Origin of the sequence: Bovifimicola ammoniilytica, from assembly GCF_025567085.1 — a bacterium.
GTDB lineage: Bacteria > Bacillota > Clostridia > Lachnospirales > Lachnospiraceae > Bovifimicola > Bovifimicola ammoniilytica.
In genome coordinates, this window is the sequence record NZ_JAOQJN010000004.1 from 345,168 (window position 1) to 369,841 (window position 24,674).

The 24,674-nt window shown below is 31.7% G+C and carries 17 protein-coding genes and 1 riboswitch; of the genes, 4 read left to right on the top strand and 13 right to left on the bottom strand.

The window, feature by feature from the left end; translation table 11 throughout:
• Positions 1 to 11: 11 nt before the first annotated feature.
• From clpB to fliB, 4 genes are all read right to left on the bottom strand, one after another.
• Positions 12 to 2,597, bottom strand: a complete 2,586-nt coding sequence (gene clpB / locus OCV48_RS07360; RefSeq protein WP_147591520.1) for an ATP-dependent chaperone ClpB — start codon at positions 2,595 to 2,597, stop codon at positions 12 to 14.
• 533 nt (positions 2,598 to 3,130) lie between these two features.
• Positions 3,131 to 4,309, bottom strand: a complete 1,179-nt coding sequence (locus tag OCV48_RS07365) for a phosphoribosylaminoimidazolecarboxamide formyltransferase (protein ID WP_021983370.1) — start codon at positions 4,307 to 4,309, stop codon at positions 3,131 to 3,133.
• A gap of 23 nt (positions 4,310 to 4,332) precedes the next feature.
• A complete protein-coding gene (locus tag OCV48_RS07370; RefSeq protein WP_021983371.1) occupies positions 4,333 to 5,046 on the bottom strand; it encodes an IMP cyclohydrolase in 714 nt (237 codons plus the stop codon).
• A 138-nt stretch (positions 5,047 to 5,184) separates the two neighbouring features.
• A riboswitch (ZMP/ZTP riboswitch) is annotated at positions 5,185 to 5,283 on the bottom strand.
• Between the two features lie 568 nt (positions 5,284 to 5,851).
• Positions 5,852 to 7,114, bottom strand: coding sequence for a flagellin lysine-N-methylase (fliB, locus tag OCV48_RS07375; protein WP_147591521.1), 1,263 nt, complete (start codon positions 7,112 to 7,114; stop codon positions 5,852 to 5,854).
• A gap of 242 nt (positions 7,115 to 7,356) precedes the next feature.
• On the opposite strand from fliB, the gene OCV48_RS07380 reads away from it, so the two are divergent.
• Positions 7,357 to 7,989, top strand: a complete 633-nt coding sequence (locus OCV48_RS07380; RefSeq protein WP_147591522.1) for a DUF5721 family protein — start codon at positions 7,357 to 7,359, stop codon at positions 7,987 to 7,989.
• 91 nt (positions 7,990 to 8,080) lie between these two features.
• Complete coding sequence (gene htpG, locus OCV48_RS07385; protein ID WP_147591523.1) at positions 8,081 to 10,078, top strand: molecular chaperone HtpG; 1,998 nt, start codon at positions 8,081 to 8,083, stop codon at positions 10,076 to 10,078.
• A 173-nt stretch (positions 10,079 to 10,251) separates the two neighbouring features.
• On the opposite strand, the gene OCV48_RS07390 is transcribed toward htpG, so the two are convergent.
• A complete protein-coding gene (locus OCV48_RS07390) occupies positions 10,252 to 11,208 on the bottom strand; it encodes a peptidase U32 family protein (protein WP_147591524.1) in 957 nt (318 codons plus the stop codon).
• 2 nt (positions 11,209 to 11,210) lie between these two features.
• Positions 11,211 to 12,068 carry a hypothetical protein gene (locus tag OCV48_RS07395; RefSeq protein WP_147591525.1) on the bottom strand — a complete coding sequence of 286 codons (858 nt, stop codon included), beginning with the start codon at positions 12,066 to 12,068 and terminating at the stop codon, positions 11,211 to 11,213.
• A gap of 172 nt (positions 12,069 to 12,240) precedes the next feature.
• Between OCV48_RS07395 and argH the strand changes: the two genes are divergently transcribed.
• Complete coding sequence (gene argH, locus OCV48_RS07400) at positions 12,241 to 13,620, top strand: argininosuccinate lyase (protein WP_147591526.1); 1,380 nt, start codon at positions 12,241 to 12,243, stop codon at positions 13,618 to 13,620.
• 254 nt (positions 13,621 to 13,874) lie between these two features.
• Here argH and OCV48_RS07405 read toward each other — a convergent pair whose 3' ends face one another.
• A complete protein-coding gene (locus OCV48_RS07405; RefSeq protein ID WP_021982614.1) occupies positions 13,875 to 14,789 on the bottom strand; it encodes a mechanosensitive ion channel family protein in 915 nt (304 codons plus the stop codon).
• A 23-nt stretch (positions 14,790 to 14,812) separates the two neighbouring features.
• The gene (gene glgB, locus OCV48_RS07410; RefSeq protein ID WP_147591527.1) at positions 14,813 to 17,389 is read right to left on the bottom strand and encodes a 1,4-alpha-glucan branching protein GlgB; all 2,577 of its coding nucleotides are present in this window, start codon (positions 17,387 to 17,389) and stop codon (positions 14,813 to 14,815) included.
• 236 nt (positions 17,390 to 17,625) lie between these two features.
• Between glgB and OCV48_RS07415 the strand changes: the two genes are divergently transcribed.
• Complete coding sequence (locus OCV48_RS07415; protein WP_021982612.1) at positions 17,626 to 18,486, top strand: YihY/virulence factor BrkB family protein; 861 nt, start codon at positions 17,626 to 17,628, stop codon at positions 18,484 to 18,486.
• Between the two features lie 196 nt (positions 18,487 to 18,682).
• Here OCV48_RS07415 and OCV48_RS07420 read toward each other — a convergent pair whose 3' ends face one another.
• The 5 genes from OCV48_RS07420 to OCV48_RS07440 form a co-directional block, all read right to left on the bottom strand.
• Positions 18,683 to 19,591, bottom strand: coding sequence for a DUF368 domain-containing protein (locus OCV48_RS07420; protein ID WP_262559371.1), 909 nt, complete (start codon positions 19,589 to 19,591; stop codon positions 18,683 to 18,685).
• Between the two features lie 136 nt (positions 19,592 to 19,727).
• Positions 19,728 to 21,269 carry a 2,3-bisphosphoglycerate-independent phosphoglycerate mutase gene (gpmI, locus tag OCV48_RS07425; RefSeq protein WP_147591528.1) on the bottom strand — a complete coding sequence of 514 codons (1,542 nt, stop codon included), beginning with the start codon at positions 21,267 to 21,269 and terminating at the stop codon, positions 19,728 to 19,730.
• Positions 21,270 to 21,398: 129 nt separating this feature from the next.
• A complete protein-coding gene (locus tag OCV48_RS07430; RefSeq protein WP_021982609.1) occupies positions 21,399 to 22,439 on the bottom strand; it encodes an acyltransferase family protein in 1,041 nt (346 codons plus the stop codon).
• A 192-nt stretch (positions 22,440 to 22,631) separates the two neighbouring features.
• Positions 22,632 to 23,381 (bottom strand): triose-phosphate isomerase, encoded by a 750-nt coding sequence (gene tpiA, locus OCV48_RS07435; protein WP_147591529.1) that lies wholly within the window; start codon positions 23,379 to 23,381, stop codon positions 22,632 to 22,634.
• Between the two features lie 77 nt (positions 23,382 to 23,458).
• Entirely contained in the window at positions 23,459 to 24,658 is a 1,200-nt protein-coding gene (locus OCV48_RS07440; protein WP_147591530.1) for a phosphoglycerate kinase, read from the bottom strand.
• Positions 24,659 to 24,674: the final 16 nt, after the last annotated feature.

Genomic DNA, 24,674 nt, shown 5'->3' on the forward strand with positions numbered 1-24,674 from the left:
CTATTCAATCCTTAATGTTCAATTCTTGTTATCAGACCATTATTTTCAAAATCTACTATGATATGGTCACCAGCATCTAATTTATCACTAAGAATCTCCTTAGCTACCATTGTCTCAATATTCTTCTGCAAATATCTCTTAAGTGGTCTCGCACCATATACAGGATCATAACCATTGTCTGCTATAAACTGTTTAGCACTGTCTGTAAGACTTATTGATAAATCTCTGTCAGCTATTCTCTTGTTAAGATTATTGATGAGAATATCTATAATTCCTGAAATATTTTCCTTAGTCAATGGCTTAAACATAATAATTTCATCAAGACGGTTAATGAATTCAGGTCTGAAATGACTCTTAAGTTCATTTTCAACCTTGGCTGCCGCTTCAGGATTAATTGTACCATCTTCATTTATACCATCAAGCAGATATGACGAACCTAAGTTAGATGTCATTATTAGGATAGTATTTTTAAAGTCAACAGTTCTGCCCTGAGAGTCAGTGATTCGGCCGTCATCTAATACCTGTAACAGGATATTGAATACATCAGGATGAGCTTTTTCAATTTCATCGAACAGAACAACTGAATAAGGTTTTCTTCTTACTGCTTCAGTAAGCTGGCCGCCTTCATCATATCCTACATATCCTGGAGGAGCTCCAACTAAACGAGAGACTGAATATTTCTCCATATATTCACTCATGTCGATTCTGACCATATTAGCTTCATTATCAAAAAGATTTGCAGCAAGTGATTTGGCCAATTCTGTCTTACCTACACCTGTTGGTCCAAGGAATAGGAATGAACCGATTGGTTTAGATGGATCTTTTATTCCTGCTTTTGAACGGATAATTGCCTCTGTAACTTTTTCTACTGCATCGTCCTGACCAATTACTCTTTTATGAAGTTCATCATCTAGATGTAATGTCTTATTTCTCTCTGATTCTGTAAGTTTAGCTACAGGTATTCCTGTCCAGCGCGAAACAATCTTTGCAATCTCTTCGTCGGTAACAGCCTCATGAACAAGAGTAAGTTTCTGGTTTTTTATTTTTTCTTCTTCCTGTTCAAGACTCTTATTAAGTGCAGGTAATTCACCATATTTTAATTTTGCAACAGTTTCAAGGTCATAATTTCTTTCAGCAACCTGAATCTGGTTATTGATATCTTCGATTTTCTCTCTGATTTTAGAAAGATTATCTACACTTGATTTTTCATTTTCCCATTTTGCCATACCATTTTTGAATTCATCACGTAATTCGGCGAGTTCTTTCTGGAGTGCCTCTAGACGTTCTTTACTAAGTCTGTCATCTTCCTTCTTTAATGCAGTTTCTTCAATCTCCATCTGCATAACTTTACGTTTTAATTCATCAAGTTCTGTTGGTAATGAATCTAATTCAGTTTTAATTAATGCACAGGCTTCATCGACTAAGTCAATTGCTTTATCGGGAAGAAATCTGTCTGAAATATATCTGTCAGATAATGTGACTGCACTTACTAATGCTGAGTCAGTAATCTTAACACCATGATATACTTCATATCTTTCTTTAAGACCTCTTAATATTGAAATAGTATCTTCAACTGATGGCTCATCAACCATAACAGGCTGGAAACGTCTTTCAAGTGCAGGATCTTTTTCAATATATTTTCTATACTCATCAAGTGTTGTTGCACCTATACAATGAAGTTCACCTCTGGCAAGCATTGGTTTTAACATATTGCCTGCATCCATAGCACCATCTGATTTACCAGCACCAACAATTGTATGCAGTTCATCAATAAACAGGATAATCTGTCCCTCGCTGTTCTTAACTTCATTTAATACAGCTTTAAGTCTTTCTTCAAATTCACCTCTGTATTTCGCACCTGCAACTAATGCACCCATATCAAGAGCAAATACTTTCTTATCCTTTAAGCCCTGAGGTACATCGCCTCTGACAATTCTTTGTGCAAGTCCCTCTACTGCTGCTGTTTTACCGACACCTGGTTCACCGATAAGTACAGGGTTATTTTTAGTCTTTCTTGATAAAATTCTAATAACATTTCGAATTTCATTATCTCTACCGATAACAGGATCTAATTTCTGCTCTCTTGCACGCTCTACTAAATCAGTAGCATATTTACTAAGAGTATCATAAGTAGCTTCCGGGTTATCAGAAGTAACTCTCTGATTACCTCTTACAGTAGCTAAAGCCTGAAGAAATCGTTCTTTATTAATTCCAAATTCCTTAAAAATTTCTTTAATTCCTTTATTCTGATATCTTATAAGGCTTAAGAACAAATGTTCAACGGAAATGTATTCATCTCCCATTGCCTTAGCATCATCTTCAGCACTTATTAATACCTTATTTAAATCATTACTGATTCGTAAATCTCCACCTTGAACTTTAACTTTTTTCTCAAGAGCTTCCTTAACTCGATTAACAAAGTAATCTTTATTTATATCCATTTTTTCAATCAATTTAAGAATAAGGCTGTCTTCAGATATTAACAGACTATAAAGTAAATGTTCCTGGTCGATTTCCTGATTACCGAATTCATATGCAATTTTCTCACAGCCTTGTACTGCTTCGATTGATTTCTGAGTAAATTTACTAATGTTCATAAGATTATCTCCCTTCTATAATGAATTTATCAGGTATCAAAAAATATTACATTTTGTAAGAACCTGACAGAACATAACAGATTCTTGATTCAAAACAAATCTAATTGATAAGATTCATCTCTGCCCTGTTGTTCTATTACATATATAACACCAACTTCATAAAAATGCAAGAACTTTTTTTGAAAAATTTTATAAATGGAAAAAATAGTTTATCTTTCGCTATATTCTATGCCATTTTTACAACATTTTATCAGATAAAATATAAGAATAAAGAATGTCGCTTGCGACATTCTCCGCCTGCGGCGGGTTGCTATAGCAACATTTTCTGTTCCGACGCAGTGCAATCCTCGCGGAGCGTTTTTTACTTACCAGAACAATTTCAACGAAATTTCCTGGTAAGTAAAAAAGGATACTAAAACCTATAAACAGAATTTTAATATCCTTTAATGATAAGCAAATGTTTCTACTTGTATTATTTACTTGTTATTAACTCAAACTTTGCACATACATAATAACTTTTTAAATGTTTTATATTAGTGATGGAATAATCTAAGTCCTGTGAAGCACATTGCCATATTATATTTATTGCATGTATCAATTACATTATCATCACGAATTGAACCACCAGGTTGAGCTACATATTTAACACCACTCTTATGTGCTCTTTCAATATTATCTCCAAATGGGAAGAATGCATCAGAACCAAGTGCTACGTCCTGCATTTTATCAAGCCATGCTCTTTTCTCTTCTCTTGTAAATACTTCAGGTTTAGTTTTGAAGATTTTCTCCCATTCGCCATCAGCGAGTACATCCATATAATCTTCACCGATGTATAAATCGATTGCATTATCTCTGTCAGCACGCCTTATACCGTCGATAAAAGGTAATTCAAGAACCTTTGGAGACTGACGTAAGAACCAGTTATCAGCCTTAGAGCCTGCAAGTCTCGTACAATGTATTCTTGATTGCTGACCAGCACCAATTCCTATAGCCTGTCCACCTTTTGCATAGCATACTGAATTAGACTGTGTATATTTTAATGTAATTAATGAGATAATTAAATCAATTTTAGCTGATTCAGGAATCTCTTTATTATCTGTAACGATATTTCCAAGAAAATCATCATCTATTACAAGTTCGTTTCTTCCCTGCTCAAATATAACACCGAATACTTCTTTGTGTTCGATTGGATTTGGTTTGTATTCAGGATCGATTTTAATTACGTTATAATTACCTTTTTTCTTTTCCTTTAGAATTTCTAAAGCTTCAGGTTCATATCCTGGAGCAATAACACCATCTGAAACTTCTCTCTTTATAAGTAATGCTGTTGCAACATCACATACATCTGAAAGTGCGATGAAATCACCAAATGATGACATTCTGTCAGCACCTCTTGCTCTTGCGTATGCATTTGCAAGTGGAGTGAATTCAACATCAAGATCATCCACCCAGTAGATTTTTCTTTCAACTTCACTTAAAGGAAGTCCTATTGCTGCACCTGCTGGAGAAACATGCTTAAATGATGTAGCTGCTGCTATTCCTGTAGCTTTCTTAAGTTCACTTACTAACTGCCAGCCATTAAATGCGTCAAGAAAATTAATATAACCAGGTTTGCCACTTAAAACTTCGATAGGAAGTTCGCCTTCGTTCATATATATTCTTGATGGTTTCTGGTTTGGGTTACAACCATATTTTAATTCGAGTTCTTTCATTTTTTAAACCATACCTTTCTTCTTTATTTGTTCTTATTTATAATAACACTTTCGTATTTACCTGTTTCAATATCTATATATCTAACAAATAAAGATACTTTATTATCTTCATTTAAAGATGTCCATAAATCATTTGCAAATTCATTCATATCATCCTTAATTGCAACTAATTTTGGTTCGCCTTCGAAACTTGGTAATGGATTACCATCGCATTTATATGTGTGAATGAAATGTCCCTCACCTGATACAGGATTAGTATAAGCAAATGTATATCTGTTACATGCATCAGGATTACCATTGTTGCTCTTAAGAATTGACATTGCATAATTATATTCACCATTTTCAACGTGCATAATACCTGAAATTCTTGGTGTATAGTTTGGAGCATCAGGCTCAAATTCTCTTGTTCTAAGTGACTGCTCGAATGTCTGCTGTTTATCCATTAATTCATAGATTGTGTCAGTCTGGTCACCATTTGTTACAATTGTCTTATTTCCTAATACTCTTACAGGTGCATAGATAATTAAGCTTGGATCACTTAATTTAGATGGATCAAATGCCTGTGTTCTGATACCCTCTCCATCTTCTACAAAAACTCTGTTTCGGCTGTTTTCACTTCGTCCCATAATAAAGTATGCTGTTACTGCATATTTTCCATTAGGACTTTTTCCGATAATGATACCTCTTCCAGGATATGAGTTTTCTTTAAGTTCTTTTTCAATTGAGATTGACTCCATTCTGATAATCCTCCTTGCAAATGTTTTGTCTGATAATAGAATTCCTTTGAAATGCTATTTTGATACCATAATCACACATAATAATCTAAAAATTATATCCAAATATGTATATAATAACAAAAAAGCCTGAACAATTATAAAAATTGCCCAGACGGTCGACCAAAATAGCCAGATACATTTCCTGTAGTTAATTCTACCTGCAATAAATATGCATTTCCGTCAGTCATGTATCTATAACTAATCCTACACGATAGGTGAAATATTTTCAAGTACTTTTTTAATAAATTACTCAGACTTCGCTCTTTCATATGTAGATTAATTAATCTGTTATAGTGAATTTGACATATATAAATATCGAAACACCTTGTAAGAATTGCGTAAATTTGTAAGATATCTTTTTTCGGCTCCAATTTTGTGTACATTCAACAGACATACACTTAAGCCGAGATGTCAGTCTATGACACACACTTTCATAATTCCTTTATCTAGTGCAAGTAAATGCCGTCATCTGCAAAGCCTGTTACGGTGCAGTTAATCAAACGCGCTTCGCTTGAACGGTGATTTACTGCACCGACCTTTTGCATCTGACGGCATATAACTTGCACACGATACGTCATAAATCAAGTGTGTGGCATAGACGGACACATCGGTTTAAGTGTATGGCATTGAATGAACTCAAATAATCAAAAGAGCCGAAAAATATATCTACAAATTAGCAATTCTTACAAAAGTTTTGATATTTATATATGCAAATTTACTTAACACAGATAATTTAAGTTTTATGAAAGAGCGAAGTCTGGATAATTTATATATCCTGCGTACTTATAAGCAGCATATTGTATAGGTTATACCATACTTTACTGTGGATATTTTCTTCAAATTTATTGAGGTTATTATCTGAATGTTCAATTTCCCTTGAATAGTTGTATACTAATTTAATCTGCTCGTTTTTTGTGAAACTTCTGCCATTTTGAAACCATTTTGTAAAGCCAAGTATTTTAATCATTAGCAGATTAGCGGCTGAGAATCTAACCATATCGTAGGCTCTGTTAGAATACACAGCTCCAAGATAATAGGTTGACAGAAAATATATAATTAATTGTTCGTATTCGTATTCCCTGTCTTTCATATATTCTGAAAATTGTTTATATTCATCATAGATATTGTCAATTGAATTAATTGTTATAAGTGCCTTATCAAGAGTATCCTGCCACGATTGTTTCAAATGCTCCATTTCGGATAAATCCTCAATATAATTAATGTATAGAGTTTTTATTATTTCATCTAAGCAGCATACTTTTTCTGATTTAAAATTTATTATAGCTATTTTCCTGTTCTTAGAGTGATTTATACAATTATTATTATAATCCACATATTTATCTAATGATTGGTTTTTATATTTATCTATATAAGTAAGTTTATAATTTATAAACTTCTTAGCTATTTTATTAATAAATTCTTCATTGCTAAATTTATCAATTAATTCATCCCATTCATATAATCCATGATTGTTAAGGTCATGACTCATTGCCAGGATGTATGATAATCTCATGGAAAACGATAGATTTCTGTTTTGTAGTATCTTATAAAAGAGTTCTCTTGTCTCCTGAAACTTTGTAAATAGAATATAGTCAAAGTACTCGTATTCTTCTTTCTTACTCGTTTGAATATGGCTTTTGAAGAATACTTTATCTTTTTTATTAAGCAGAATTCTTGCAACTTCAGGACAGGATACGGATAATGTAACCTCTCTGATATTTTCAAATTCTTCATAATGTCTTGGATATCTTCTACAGGTCTTGCAAAGCATATTCTTACCTGCCTCTATATATAAATCGCATAAATTATCTTCATTTAAGAATACACATGCTTTTTTATAGCTTCTGATTTCTTTATTCTCATAATCAATTGAGTTTTGAAGTCTGGCAGAAAAATCCCCCTTGAAATTTTTATATTTTCTAAGAGATTTATCATCAGGCACAATTATCCATTGTGCACAACATGTAGCCTCGCATTTATCCGCTATACAATTAAATTCTTTATAATAATCCGGGTATATATATTCCATTTAATTCATCTTCCTAATTTCTGCTTCTTATAATTTTTTGGCTTATTGTCTTATATGATTAAAGTGTATAAAATATTTATAGTCTTTACAGGGACTAACCCTGCCGTCTTGATAACTCAGGTTCCAATATCTTCTTAATATTTAATATAACAAAAATAAAAAACTGTTTAAATTATATAAAATCAGGCTTGTTTTTTCAAGTATACCTTTTGAATTTTAAAGATTTTTGAAGAAATTGTGGTATGAATTTTTTGAATGAATTTATGATGATTGGTAGGAGTAAATCACTAAACATTTATAATTCTATGATTTATAATTCTACGATTAGTTTTATAGTTACATTTGTTAAATATCGTGATATACTATCATTATCAAATACGATTTGGGAGAAACATATGATTGCAGAAAATATAAATGATGTTAAAAATTTTATGTCCACATTACTTATTAAAGATTCTTTTGATAAATTTCTTGTTACAGATGTAACAATTGTCACATATAATACATTTCATATTGACGGGCATATTAATAAAGATTTCTATACTAATGAAGAATTTGAAGATATTAATTCACCTCTTCTATCAAGCTGGGCGAAACTCAAACCATTTTGCTTCGACATTATAAAAGGTAAGAAAACACCTCTTTATTTTAAGATTATTTTCAGCCTGCCGGAAATGATGATAGAAAAGCTTTTACATGATAATGATATTTTGTTAACTAAAGAAAATATTGCTAACTTATTTCTGAATATTAAGTATGATAAGGGTGTTTTATCATATACAACGGGCACTTCACTTAATATATTTACTATTGATAAATCGCTTGAGAAAGCATTTGACTTGTATATTTCTAAATTTATTAGCACTCTAAGTTAATGAGTGCTAATTTTTTCTTGACATTTGATTATTACAGTATTAGAATTAGGTTTAATTAATAAATACTTATGGATACAGGAGGTAATTTAAAATGTCAAATACACATGGAAGTCTTTCAATTAACAGCGAAAATATATTCCCTATTATAAAGAAATGGTTATATTCTGACCACGATATATTCTTTAGGGAATTAATATCAAATGGTTGTGATGCCATTACCAAAGTCAAAAAATTAGATATGATGGGTGAATATACAATCCCTGATAATAATGAATTTAAAATCAAGGTTATTGCCAATTCAGAAGACAAAACTCTTACATTTATAGATAATGGTATTGGTATGACTTATGATGAGGTTAATGAATATATTAACCAGATCGCATTTTCAGGTGCCGAAGCATTTTTAGCCCAATACAAGGATAAGACAAATGATGACCAGATAATTGGACATTTCGGATTAGGTTTCTATTCAGCATTTATGGTAGCTGATAAAGTTACTATTGATACACTTTCTTATAAAGCTGATGCTAAACCTGTTCATTGGGAATGTGACGGTGGTACGGAATTCGATATGTCAGAAGGCGATAAAGCAGAACGTGGTACTACTATTACTCTTTATCTTAACGAAGACAGCTTAGAATTTGCTAATGAATATCGTGCAAGAGAAGTTATTACTAAATACTGTTCATTTATGCCAATCGAAATTTATCTTGAGAATCCTAATGCTGAACCACAGTACGATACTATTGATGCAAGCGAAGTTACAGACAAAGATACAGTCATAGAGAATATCGTTGAAGAAGCTAAAACCGAAGAAGTTGAAAATGAAGATGGTACAAAGGAAGTTAAAGAGGTATCCCCTGCTAAAGAGAAGGCTAAGATTCTTCGTCGTCCTGTAGCACTTAATGATACTAATCCTCTTTGGACAAAACATCCTAATGAATGCAGTGAAGATGATTATAAAGAATTCTACAGAAAAGTATTCAATGATTATAAGGAACCTTTATTCTGGATTCATCTGAATATGGATTATCCATTTAACCTTAAAGGTATATTATATTTCCCTAAACTTAATACACAATATGATACTATTGAAGGAACAATTAAATTATATAACAATCAGGTATTTATAGCTGATAATATTAAGGAAGTAATTCCAGAATTCTTAATGCTTCTTAAAGGTGTAATTGATTGTCCTGATTTACCATTAAATGTATCAAGAAGTGCATTACAAAACGATGGTTTCGTTAAGAAAATATCTGATTATATCACTAAGAAAGTTGCTGATAAACTTTCAGGAATGTGCAAAACTGATAAAGAATCTTATGAAAAATACTGGGACGATATCGGACCATTTATTAAATTCGGCTGCTTAAAAGATGAGAAATTCTGTGAAAAGATGAATGATTATATCTTATTTAAGAATATTGATAAAAAATATCTTACACTTCCAGAATGTCTCAAAGAAAATGAAGAAAAACATAAAAATACAATTTTCTACGTAACTGATGAAATACAGCAAAGCCAGTATATCAATATGTTTAGAAAAGAGGGTATTGATGCTGTAATACTTAACCATAACATAGATGAACCATTTATTACTCATCTTGAGCAGAAGAATGAGGGCGTTAAATTCTTAAGAATTGACTCCGACTTAAATGATTCTTTCAAGGAAGAAACTAAAGAAGATGATGAAGAATTCAAGACTACTACTGATACTCTTACAGAAATATTTAAAAAGGCTCTTAATAATGAGAACTTAGATGTTAAAGTTGAAAAATTAAAAGATGAGAATATTTCCTCAATGGTTACTCTTTCAGAAGAAAGCAGACGTATGCAGGATATGATGAAGATGTACGGAATGAGTGGAATGGATCCATCAATGTTTGGAACAAATGTAACTTTAGTTCTTAACGCTAACAACAATCTTGTTAAATATGTTCTTAATCATAAAGATGATGAAAATACTAATATGATTTGTGAGCAGTTATATGACCTTGCATTAATAAGCCATAAACAACTTTCGCCGGATGAAATGACTAAATTTATTGAACGTAGTAATAAGATTATGATGTTACTTACAAAATAATAAATAATAATGTCCGCCTATGTACACACTTTAATATTCCTTAATCGTGTGTATCATAGACGGACATCTTTTATTTAACACTTCTAAACAATGAAATAAATTAATTAACAGATAGTATAGATATAGTATATAAATATCTATTCGTATATTTAGTATAAAACCTTATACATTTCTCAAAATCGAATTTCAGGATAGTAACAGGACATTCCGTTTGTACACATTATGCTTCTATTCTCAGGAAAAATCATTTTATCTAAATATTCTTCTCTTGAATTACATTGTGAGGCAATCTCGATATTCTTTCTTATAAGCTTTATATCTTCGCATATTGAACTACATTCATCGCTTCTGCCAACAACTTTTCCGGCATTAATATTCATCCTTATGAAATCATATATAGCACACATTCCGCAAGAGAAGTAATGAAATTCATCTCTTAACAGATTATCTGTACATTCCATACTGCTTCTGCTCTTGAAATTATCATCAAATATATTAATTTCGTTATTGCATTTGTCAAGATCAGCACATATCGAACACATTTCCGTCCTATGGAAACCAAGACAGTTAGAGTCAGAAAATTTGCAGCCGTTTCTCATAATAAATACTTCATATTCCATATTTCTGTCAATATTAATAATAGTATCTATTTCCTCCATACTTAAATCTCTCGGAAGAATTATTCTTTTAGCACCCTCTTTCTTATAGAACTGTACAATATCTGAATTGTAGGCACCTGCAATGGTACTTATTACAATAGGTAGTCCCTCTTCTTTAGCTATACTCATTACATCAGGATTAGAAAGTATAATGCCATTTGCTTTAGTCCCTGATATAATTTTAAAATATTTCCTTATGAATTCTAATTCATCATCAGAATATGATGCTGAATTAAATGTTATAAATATATCAGCATCATTTTCTTTTACAAGATTAATTACTTTAGGAATCTCATAAATTGACAGACAGTTTGCTCTTTTGCCATAGCCCGACATTCGATTAATATCTGAATAATTTCCAAAGTTTTTATTCCATTCTTCATCATGGAATCCCATATAGAATTCACCTGCACCTGCATTAATATAATCTTTTAAAAATTCAATGTTATTAAGTGGAACTAAAATATTCATCTTTAATTACATACCTTTCCTATTATTTCGTTAAGTGGAAAATATATTAATCTTTTTTTAGAATCTATGTTTATATTCGATAATTTGAAGCAATTATTTTCAAAAAAAATGGTCTTACCTATTCTTATCCATTTCCTGTTATCATTCATATTGTATTTAATATAGACATTATTACATTCGGTATTGCAGGGAACTGAGGGCCTGAATTTCTTAGTTATTTCCTTAAATTGTGAGGCATATTCACATATTTTACCGGTAGTCATATACGTGTAGGGTGTATGGATACCGACTATAATTCCCTCTATATCAGGCAGTATAAATGATTTATGCGTTACATCTGCTTCAATTGATTTAATATTATATTTCTTGATTGTTTTTCGCAGATAATGGGTGTTATATTTGGGTGTATGATCTGAATTAAAGTATTCGTCATATCTGGGATCCCTGTAATCCTTAAAGAAAATTCTTCCCATATTTATATTTAATTCTAATTGCGGATTAGTATTTAGAAATTCGTACATATATTCTAACATTCCATAATCATTAACCGTTATTTCGTCAATGTTATTACTGTATTTATTAAGAATATTAATTACAGAAGTTTTTATATCTTTGAGATTTCTTTCAGTAGGTACAGGAATTACAAGTGTTATGTTTATATTGGGGGTAAAAGCTTCAGTTAACATATTTATTAATTCATCATAGTTACATTTCTGAAAATAATTACCACAGAAATACGAACCAATATAGATCCGGCTTATTGAATAATTATCTTTTATTTTGCCTATAACGGTCTCTATATCCGGAAATCTGCATATTTCACAAAGATTAAGGCAGGTTGTGGTCTCTGTTATTATCATAATTTCTCCATTTCACAGCTAAATTTTATAAAATCAGATTTTATATATGTTATTATTTACAAAATGCTTTTAATTATAACAAATTTACACACAAGGTTAAAAATGTATGATATAATGTTTTGCGGTAGTTTTTGACTATTATTATTTATATATAGAAAGGCAGGAATTTTACATGAAATTATGGGGCGGACGTTTCACTAAGGAAACAAACCAACTAGTACATAACTTTAATGCATCAATTTCTTTTGATCAGAAATTTTATAAACAGGATATTCGTGGCAGCATTGCACACGTAACTATGCTTGCTAAACAGGGAATCCTTACAAATGAGGATAAAGAGACAATTGTTAATGGATTAAATGGAATCCTAAATGATATAGAAAACGGCACATTAGAGATATCTACTACTTCTGAAGATATACATAGCTTTGTTGAACAGACATTGATTGAGCGTGTAGGTGAAGCCGGCAAAAGACTTCATACAGGAAGAAGCCGTAATGACCAGGTTGCTTTAGATATGAAATTATATACAAGAGATGAAATCGTTGAAATAGACGGACTTTTGAAAACTCTTCTTTCATCTTTACTTAAAGTTATGGAAGAAAATACTGAAACATATATGCCTGGCTTTACACATTTACAGAAAGCACAACCTATTACTCTTGCACATCATTTCGGAGCATATTTTGAAATGTTTAAAAGAGACAGAGGCCGTTTACACGATATATATGAACGTATGAATTATTGTCCTCTGGGGTCAGGTGCCTTAGCAGGTACTACTTATCCTTTAGACAGAGAATATTCTGCTAAATTACTTGATTTCTATGGACCTACCCTTAATAGTATGGACTCTGTAGCTGACAGAGATTATCTTATTGAATTATTAAGTGCTTTATCAACTATCATGATGCATTTAAGCAGATTCTGTGAAGAAATAATTATATGGAATTCTAACGAATACAGATTCGTAGAAATTGATGATTCTTATAGTACAGGCAGCAGTATTATGCCTCAGAAGAAGAACCCCGATATTGCTGAATTAGTACGTGGTAAAACAGGCCGTGTATATGGTGCTTTAATTTCACTTCTTACAACAATGAAAGGAATTTCACTTGCATACAATAAAGATATGCAGGAGGATAAAGAGCTTTCATTTGATGCAATTGATACTGTAAAAGGTTGTATAAGCCTGTTTACTGGAATGATTGATACAATTAAATTTAATAAAGATGTTATGGAAGCAAGTGCTAAGAATGGCTTTACTAATGCTACTGATGCAGCGGATTACCTAGTTAATCATGGTGTACCATTCAGAGATGCCCATGGTATCGTAGGCCAGCTCGTTCTTTTCTGTATTGATAAGAATATTGCCTTAGATGATATGACAATTGATGAGTTTAAAGCAATCAGCCCTGTATTTGAGGAGGATATATATGAAGCAATCAGTCTTAAGACCTGTGTTGAGAAACGAACAACTATCGGTGCCCCTGGAAAGGAAGCTATGGATAAAGTAATAGCAATCTATAAGAATTACTTAGCTTCTGAACAGTAGACTAGCTTATATTTATTTTCATATTTATTATATATTTATATCTGTCAAATTTATTTTAACGGATGAATATTTGTTACAATATGTATGTACGAAGTTTGAGTAAAATAATATATAAATATATGATTTAAGATAATTCTAACAATAAAATACCCTTAATAAATATACGTTTTATATTTATTAAGGGTATTTTTAAATGGTAAAACATTTATTTTGTTGTATCTTGTTTTATATTAGTTATTATTTTACATTAGATGTTATTTTGTATCTGCATTAGAATCTTCTACATGAACAACTAACTGGTTAAATGGAATCTCAATGTTATTAGCATCTAGTTCATTTTTAATTGTTTCTGTTAAATCGAATTTAACTGTCCAGTAATCAGAAGTTTTAGTCCATACTCTTAATCCTAATGTTATCTGACTTGCCTCAAGATTAGATACATAAGAGAAGATTTCTTTATCTTTAATTACTAAATCATTCTTCTTAGCTGTTTCTTCAAGTATTTCTTTTGCTTTTTTTATGTCTGAATCATAGCTTATTCCAATTTCGAAATCGACTCTTCTGGTATCAAATGCTGTAACATTAGTAAGACTTGTATTTGAAAGATTTCCATTAGGAATAACTGTCTTTTTATTATCAGGAGTAATTAATGTTGTATAAAATAAATCAATTTTATATACAGTTCCTTCTTTTCCGTTTCCTGATTCTATAATATAGTCACCAACTGCGAAAGGTTTAAGTATAAGAATTAATACGCCGCCTGCAAAGTTCGAAAGACTGCCCTGAATGGATAAGCCGATAGCAAGGCTGGCTGTTCCTAATACTGCAACAAAGGATGTGGTCTTAATTCCTACAGTTTCTAGAAGGACACTTATAAGGACAATGTATAATCCGACTTTTATTAAGGAATTTAGAAATTTACTTACACTAACTTCCATCTTGGTTCTTTCGAAAAATCTTTTGCATATCTTAAGAACAATATTAATTAATACTTTACCTATCCAGAATATAATAAGTGCTATTATAACATTAATTCCAAATTTAATTAATGATGGAACCAGGTTTTTTAATTGTTCAATTAATGCACTTGCTTTTTTTATTGTTTCTTCAGGATTCTGTAACGCCATATCTGTAGTTTCAGTAGTTGCAGCCTCTAATAAAAAGCTCATTAAAAATCACCTCGTTAGTTTTATTATTTTGAAGTCGTTTTTGAAGTTTTTGCAGTTGTCTTAGTGGTTGCTTTAGCTGTAGACTTAGCAGGAGCTTTCACTTCTGGATTAGAAGTTGTCTTAGCTGTAGACTTAGCAGGAGCTTTCACTTCTGATTCTGCTACTGTTTTAGCTTCTGCTTTTAAAGTTTTGCTAAATGTAGCATCTTCTGTTTTTGTGGTTTTTTTAGATTCAGCTACCTTTTTAACAGTTGTAGCTTTCTTAGTTTCTGTAGCTTTCTTAGTTTCTGTAGCTTTCTTAGTTTCTGTAGCTTTCTTAGCGGTAGGCTTTTTAGCAGCAGCAGTTTTCTTAGCAGCAGCAGTTTTTTTAGCTGAAACATTTGCTTTAGCAGCTTTGTTATCTGTTAATTTTTCATCCACTTTTGAGAATTTAAAGATAGAAATACTTAAAGCAGGGAGATTAACTCTAATAGATTCTTCTCTTCCGTCGCATTCATCAGTTTTAGATTGTTTAAGTCGTGAATTAACGAAACCATTTCCACCATAATTCTTATTATTACTGTTAAATATCTCTTTGTATTTACCCTTCTTTGGTACACCAATTTTATATTCTTCTCTGTCTACTGCATCAAAGTTACATGCAACTAACAATATATCATTCTCGTCTGCGCCTTTTCTTAAGAATGTAAGAATACTTTCACGTGCAGAGATATTATTAATCCATTCAAAACCATCTGGATTATTGTCATACTCAAATAATGCTTTCTCAGATTTATAAAGTTCATTTAAGTCCTTAACCATTGCATTAATATTCTTATGTTTATCAACTTTTAAGATACTCATATCTAATGTGCTGCCTGGAAGCCACTCAGCATATTGAGCCATATCCTGCCCCATAAATAAGACTTTCTTGCCAGGGTGTACATATTCGTATGCAAGAGTTAATTTCATATTGTCAAATTTTCTCTCTTCAGTATCACCAGTCATTCTGCCAAGTAATGATGGATTGCCATTGATGAATTCTGCCTCTGGATAGCCGACAATGTAATTATCACTATATTGATATACCATACTGAGAGATAAATCGTTATAACTCTTCTCACGCATATAAGCAGGAATACTTATATAATTTAAGAAATCTTTTCTCCATTCAGTATTAAGTTTTAAATCAAAACCGAGACATGTTTCACTTACTTCACCTGTTAACTCAGGATAACCCGATGTATCATCAGCAATTGTGATGATTCCCTTATGAAGTTTATGGATAATTGAGTTAAAATGCTTAATGAATTCGATTCCTTCTAAATTCTCAACACCGCCATATATATTAGGCTCCCATTCGCCAGGCTGTTTATCATAATCTAAATATAATATTGAAGCAACATTTACTAATTTAATTCCATCAAAATGATATTTATTAATCTGCATAAATGCATTGGCAATAAGATAACTTGTTACCTCCGGTCTGCCATAGTTATATAAATTAGCCTTGTTCTTATAGTTGTAGCCTCTTTTAGGATTAGCATGTTCAAAAAGTGATGTTCCGTCAAAGGCAGCTATTCCCTGTTCTTCAGAACTAAACTGGTTAATTGCTAAATCGATTATAACACCGATATTTTTAGAGTGTAAATAATCTACAAATGCCATTAAATCTTCACATTTACCATATCTGTTAGTTGGTGCATAGATAAAATCAGGTTTAAATGCATCATTATAATATTCTGCTAAAGGCATAAGTTCAACGTGTGTATATCCAAGTCTAAGGACATAATCTGCAACGTCTTTAGCAAGTTCTTTATAATTTACATTACCATCGATATCCTTTGAAAAATTACCAACAGACATCTGGTAAATAGATAAAGGTGAATTAGTTAATTCGAATTTATCTCTTGATTTAAGCCATATATCATCTGTCCATTTAAATCCATTTATATCTTTTATAACACTTGCAGAACCACCATTTTCTTCCATCTCATATGTAAATGGATCTGCTTTAAGAATATTTTCATTTCCTTTCTTCTTTATCTCATATTTATAAAGTTGTCCCTCTTTAAGTTCAGGAATAAAGATTTCAAAAATACCTGTGTCCTTTATTCGCGACATCTGGTGAATTCTTCCATCCCAGTTGTTAAACTCGCCTACAACACTAACTCGTATTGCTTCAGGAGCCCATACTCGGAATCTTATTCCTTCTGTTTTATTTATTATACATTTCTTAGAACCCATATAATCGTAGGCATCATAATGAATTCCTGCATTAAATTTTTTTAACTCTTTTAAATCAGTTCCGATTTCAAAAGCATAAGAATCGTATGTCTCATAAGTATTGCCATCTTTAGTAATTACAAATTTATAATTATCTATAACTTTCTTAGAATCAATAAATATAGCATAGAATCCTGCATCATCCATCTTACACATATCAATAACTTTATTAGAGTACTTAACCTTAACATCATCTGCTTCAGGAATGAATGTCTGAATCAGCAGCCCTTTGTCGGTCATATGTGGACCTAATAATGTATGAGGGTTATCAATATCTGTATATTCTATTCCCTCAATAAGTGGCCAATTCATTATTTTATATAAATCGTTATACATATAATTCCTCCATTCTGAGATTTCTCTAAACTCATATCCTAATTATCTCATATAAATGTCTTTTTTTCAATGATTTTAAGACTTGTATTTCATTGGAAGTTCTTTTTCTTTACTTGGGAACATTTTCATGTTAAAATCTAACATATATTTTGCCATTAATAGGAACACTATATCAGAAAACTAAGCTGATTGTGTTCTTTTAATTGTGATATTTTTGAAACGGAGGACGTTATGAATTGATATCCGAAATTTATTTTATAATAAAAGGTTTTACAAACAGGCTTAAAGATGACCATATAAGTGCGTTCTCAGCACAGGCGGCATTCTTCCTTATAATGTCGATAGTTCCATTTCTGTCGCTTTTACTTACACTTATTAAATATCTGCCAATCAGTCAGACAATGCTGTTAGATACAGTTATTAATGTGACACCTGTTCCGTTTGAGCCACTCGTTACAACAATTCTTGAAGAATTGTTTGCTAAAAGTAATGGAGCAATTTTATCAGTATCCGTTCTTGTTGCGATATGGTCGGCTGCAAAAGGTGTTTTAGCAATTGTAAGAGGATTACAGGCTGTATATCATGTTAATGAAAGCAGAAATTATTTTGTTTTAAGATTTATTTCAGCGATATATACGGTCATTTTTGTTACTGCAATTATACTTACATTATTATTATTAGTTTTTAGTAATCAGATATATTATGCATTAAAGGCAGATTTTCCTACAGCAGCAGATTTTATTTCAATATTTATTAAGCAGAAATTCCTATTGGCATTGTGTCTGCTTACATTGTTCTTTTTAGTTGTATATAAGTTAGTAAGACGTTCTAACAACTCATTCATCAGTCTTATACCGGGTGCAGTTATTGCAGCATTAAGCTGGATTGTATTCTCATATGCGTTTTCGGTATATATTGATAAATTCAGTGATTTTTCATATACTTATGGAAGTCTTACAACTATCGTATTATTGATGTTGTGGGTATATTTCTGTATGTATCTTCTGTTTATAGGTGCAGAAATAAATTCATATTTTGAAGTATTTATCGAAAATAGTAAGCATAAATTTCTTAAAAAAATAAGAAAATCAAAATAAATGCTCTTATACATTAATTACAAATATACTTAATTATAAATATATTTAAATACAAAATAAAAATTTAAAAAGTCGTAACATTAATATTTGTCTCTTAGAGTAATAATGTTTGAGTACTAATTCCAGCTATCAAACGTTATTGCTATAACTCATTTCTAAGAAATAAAACATTAATATTACGACTTTTTTATATAGCTTATGCCTCTTTTGATTCAATAGCAACTTTTAAGAATTGTAAGCCTAAGATAATTACGCCACCTATTATGAAGTATATAATGCTAAATGACGAGAAATTAAGCATTTTAAGATTCTTAAGATTGCCCGCTGAATCTCTTAAGGTTGTTGGTCCCATTGCAATCGAATATATTGAACCAATCATCATACCAATTATAAAATGAACTATATGTGCACGGAAGAATTCTAATAGTTTCTTTATAAGTTTAACAACTGCTAAAGCTCCTACTATTACACCAATACCAAATATTACAAGTGCAGGTACATATTCAAATTTCAAATGTAAAACATCTTTAATTGCTGTGGTTATCGGTACATAGAGTCCAAAAATCATAAGGACTGTTGAACCTGATATACCAGGGAGTACCATTGCTGAAATTGCAACTACTCCGGCAATGAATAACATTATACCGACGCCTGCATTGAATTTACCGGCAGCCAGATTAACACCATCTGAGAAAAGTGTTGTTCCAGAGAAATATGATATGGCGCATACAAAAATTATACCGAGAATTTCAAATATTATAGGAAAATATTTACCTTTCAAACACTCTTTTTCTTCTTTAACGATAATTGGAATTGCAAAAATAATAAAACCAATAAATAGTGAACTTATCTGATATATATGACTTTCGAAAACTGCTGTTATGAATAATATAGCAAGTGCCATACCAACAATCCAGCCTATACCAATTTTCAAAAGGAATTTAACAGATTCCTTCTTCTCTTCTTTAGTTCCGCTTATGATATCATTTAAAGAACCAATAAATTTGTCATAAAAGCCAAGTAAAAATGCGATTGTACCACCGCTTACACCTGGTACACTATCGGCTAATGCCATACAAAAGCCCTGAATAAATCTAATAATCATCTTACTTTACCAACTGTTTCAATTCAAATGAATTGCCTTTCTATAAAATAATATGCACATAAATATATGTAACGTTATCATACTAACATAACAAATATTTATGTGCAATATATTTTTTGTCTGATTATTTAATATGTTATTTAATAAGTAATGATTTACCTGTCATTTCAGCAGGCTGTTCTAATCCCATTAACTCTAATAATGTCGGAGCGATGTCTGCAAGGCATCCATTTTCTCTTAACTTGTATACAGGATCAGCATTTACAAGGATAAATGGAACAGGGTTAGTTGTATGTGCTGTATAAGGCTCGCCTGTTTCGTAATCGATAAGCTGTTCTGCATTACCATGGTCAGCACAGATGAATAACTGTCCATCAACCTGTTTTATAAATTCAACAACTTCGCCTACACATTTATCTATTACTTCGATAGCTTCTATTGCTGATTCCATAACACCTGTATGTCCAACCATATCTGGGTTTGCAAAGTTACAAATAATAACATCATATTTACCACCTGTAATTGCTTCACTTAATTTATCACAAACTGTATAAGCGCTCATTCTAGGTTTCTTATCATATGTTGGAACGTATTTAGGTGAATCTACAAGAATTCTGTCCTCACCCTCATTTGGTTCTTCGACACCACCATTAAAGAAGAATGTAACGTGAGCATATTTCTCTGTTTCTGCAATTCTTGCCTGTTTTAAGCCTTTAGCTGCAAGATATTCACCAAGTGTATTTGTGATTGATACTTTCTTAAATGCAATGGATTTATTAGGAATTGTAACATCATATTCTGTAAAGCATACAAATGTAACATTTTTTCTGTTGCCTCTGTTAAATCCAGTGAAATCATCCATACAGAAAGCTCTTGTCATCTCTCTTGCTCTGTCTGGTCTGAAATTAAAGAATATGATAGAATCGTTGTCATTAACTGTCGCAACAGGTTTACCATCTTTCTCAATAACAACAGGAATTACAAATTCATCTGTTAATTCCTTAGCATATGAATCTTCAATTGCTTTAACAGGGCATTCAGATGTCTCGCCCTTACCATTAGCGATTGCATCATATGCTTTCTCAATTCTATCCCAGTTGTTATCTCTATCCATTGCATAATAACGTCCTGATACTGAAGCAACTTCACCAACACCGATTTCTTTCATCTTATCACATAATTCTGTCATAAATTCTTTACCAGATGTAGGAGCTGTATCACGTCCATCTAAGAATGCATGTACATATACTTTATCGATACCATTTCTCTTAGCTAATTCAAGTAATCCGTATAAATGTGTATTGTGACTGTGTACACCACCATCTGATAATAATCCAAATAAATGAAGTGCAGAGTTATTAGCTTTTACATTATTTATTGCTTCCATTAAGCCTTCATTTTCAAAGAAATCACCATCAGCTATTGATTTAGTAATTCTTGTAAGTTCCTGGTATACAATGCGTCCTGCACCCATATTAAGATGTCCTACTTCTGAGTTGCCCATCTGTCCATCAGGTAATCCAACTGCCATTCCACTTGCATATCCTTTAACAAATGGATACTCTTTCATTAATTTATCCATGACAGGTGTTTTTGCATTTGCTATAGCATTACCTTCTGTCTTGTCATTTAATCCATAACCATCAAGTATCATTAAAACTGTAGGTCTTTTACTCATAATTGTATCTCCTTTTATATATTTTAGTTTTGGAAATTTATTCTTAAATTATACCAATACATACTATAACATTCGCTAAAAAATTTATCAAGACAATTTATCAAGACAATTTATGTTTATTCTTTACCTTTATTCTCTAATTTTAAGATAACTTGCAGGTTTATATACGATTTTATATAATTTTAGCTTTTTAAGGACTAATGATATGAGAATTGGTATGAAAATTGCCATAATAAGGTTGATTATGAATGCTAAAGCGAAATATGTAATTCCAAACTTAGGTAAAATAACACGATTACCTGCTGTTATAAAACAATGAATTACATATATTTCTAACGAATATCTACCACATAATTCAAAGAATTTATTCCGTCCTAACATAATAATGTTCTCAAATACCAATATTGTAGTTACCGTACAGATAAATGCAGTAAGGAATTTCACAGGATAATTTGAGGCTAATCCATTATATGCGGTGTAGACAAGGGTGCTTATTGATATTAGTACTAATATCAATAAGTATATATATTTATTGAAAAATTTGGCTGTTAAAGCCCTGACTTTTTCTGAATCAGCATAATACATTCCAAGTGCGAAAAATACAGCATAATAAGTTAATTCATACACCGGAAATATTAATTTAACAGTAATAAATGAACCTACTATTCCTATAATAAATGATGCTATTACCAGTATATCTGTTCTTATTTTTTTATAACACAGATGATATATTATGTAATAAAAAAATAATACATATAAGTACCAGTATGGCTTCATTGGTTTAATAAGAATCAGTTCTAAATCTCTTACTGAAAATGATTTGTTTACAGAATCTGCAAAATACATTTTAAAACACCATTGGACTACCGAAAATATTAAATATATCCATACTATATTTAAACATTGTTTACTAAATCTTGATTTGATATTTTTGGTATTCATGCAATATGCCTTGCAGAATAGAAAACCACTTAAGAAAAAGAATAATGGCATATGAAATGCATACATACAATTATAAATAGCCTGTAACACACCTTTGTTCGCAGGAAAAGTTTTTGCACCAAGATATCCGTCTGCGATATGACCTAATATAACCAGAATTATTGCAAATCCTTTACAGGCATCTATCCATTCAATTCTGTTATTTACTTTTTCGTTTGGTTTATTCATAACTTAATTACTCCTTATATTTAATATCTGTATATTAAATTAATTATATTTTATTAAATCAATTAAAAATGGACATTATCTCGTATCATTGTATAGTGCCTATTGAAAAGTAGCTATATACGAAAGAAATAATGCCCATAGATATTATACTATACTTTATTTAATATTTAATCGGATAAATATTGATTAAAATTATTTATTATAGTTGACAATTTTACCGAAATCTGGTTTTAATGAAGCACCACCTACTAAACCACCATCGATGTCTGGTTTAGCAAATAATTCTGCAGCATTTCCTGCATTAACAGAACCGCCGTACTGGATACGGATAGCTTCTGCTGTTGCTTCGTCATATACTTCTGCGATGCAATTTCTGATTGCTGCACAAACTTCTTCTGCCTGATCAGATGTAGCTGTTTCGCCTGTTCCGATAGCCCAGATTGGTTCGTAAGCGATAACTGCTGTTTTAGCCTGATCTGCTGTTACATTCTGGAATGCAATTTTAATCTGCATGCGAATCCAGTCAAGATAGATTCCCTGTTTTCTCTGTGTTAATGTTTCACCACAGCAGATGATAGGTGTAATTCCATGTTCAAATGCTTTAAGAACTTTCTTGTTAACTGTTTCGTCTGTTTCAGCAAAGTATTCTCTTCTTTCTGAATGTCCGATGATAACATATTTAACACCGATGTCTGTTAACATATTTGGAGAGATTTCGCCTGTATAAGCACCACTCTCTTCAAAATACATATTCTCAGCACCAATCTGGATGTTTGAACCTTTTGCTGCTTCTACAGCTGGTACAAGGTCGATTGCTGGTACGCAGAATAATACATCAACATCATCATTAGCTACTAATGGTTTTAATTCATTTATTAAAGCAACTGCCTCACTAGGAGTTTTGTTCATTTTCCAGTTACCTGCAATAATTTTTTTACGCATTTGGATATATCTCCTTTATAAATATTTTATCTGCTACAGTCTTACATAGAGTAAAACTGTAGTGTAATTTTTATAAATTATTTGTCGTTTGCAGCAACAACACCTGGAAGGTCTTTACCCTCAAGGAATTCAAGAGAAGCTCCACCACCTGTAGAGATGTGAGTCATCTTGTCGCCGAATCCTAAGTTATTAACTGCGGCTGCTGAATCACCACCACCGATGATTGTTGTAGCACCCTCTAATTCAGCTAATGCTTTTGCAACTGCTATTGTACCATTTGCAAAGTTAGGCATCTCGAAGCAGCCCATTGGTCCGTTCCAAACAACTGTCTTAGCACCTTTGATTGCATCTGCAAATAATTCTCTTGTCTTAGGTCCGATATCAAGACCTTCCATATCATCAGGAATTCCACCTCTTTCAACTACTTTGAAGTTAGCATCATTTGAGAAATCATCTGCAACTACTGTATCGATAGGGATAAGTAATTTAACACCTTTTTCTTCAGCTTTCTTCTCCATATCAAGAGCATACTGTTTGTAATCTTCCTCTAATAAAGATTTACCAACTGGTTCACCGTGTGCTGCCATAAATGTATATGCCATACCACCACCGATGATTAATGTATCTACTTTATTTAAAAGGTTCTCGATTACAGGAATCTTTGAAGAAACTTTAGCTCCGCCAAGGATTGCTACGAATGGTCTTTTAGGATTGTTTACTGCATTTCCTAAGAAATCGATTTCTTTCTGCATCAAATATCCAACAACTGCTGTATCAACGAATTTTGTAACACCAACATTTGAACAATGTGCTCTATGAGCTGTACCAAATGCATCATTTACAAATACGTCACAAAGGCTTGCTAATTCTTTACTGAATTCTTCGCCGTTCTTTGTTTCTTCTGCACGATAACGTGTGTTCTCAAGAAGAACAACATCACCATCTTTCATTGCAGCTACTGCAGCCTTTGCATTTTCACCAACAACATTAGCATCAGCAGCAAATTTTACTTCCTGACCTAATAATTCTGTTAATCTTTTAGCAACTGGTGCTAAAGATAATTCTGGCTTTGGTTCTCCCTTTGGTTTTCCTAAATGAGAGCAAAGAATAACTTTTCCTCCATCAGCAATTAATTTCTTGATTGTAGGAAGAGCTGCAACTAATCTATTCTCATCAGTAATATTTAAGTCTGCATCAAGAGGAACGTTAAAGTCGCATCTTACTAATACTCTTTTTCCTTTTACGTTGATATCATCAATTGATTTCTTATTAAGCATAAATCTGCTCCTTTCT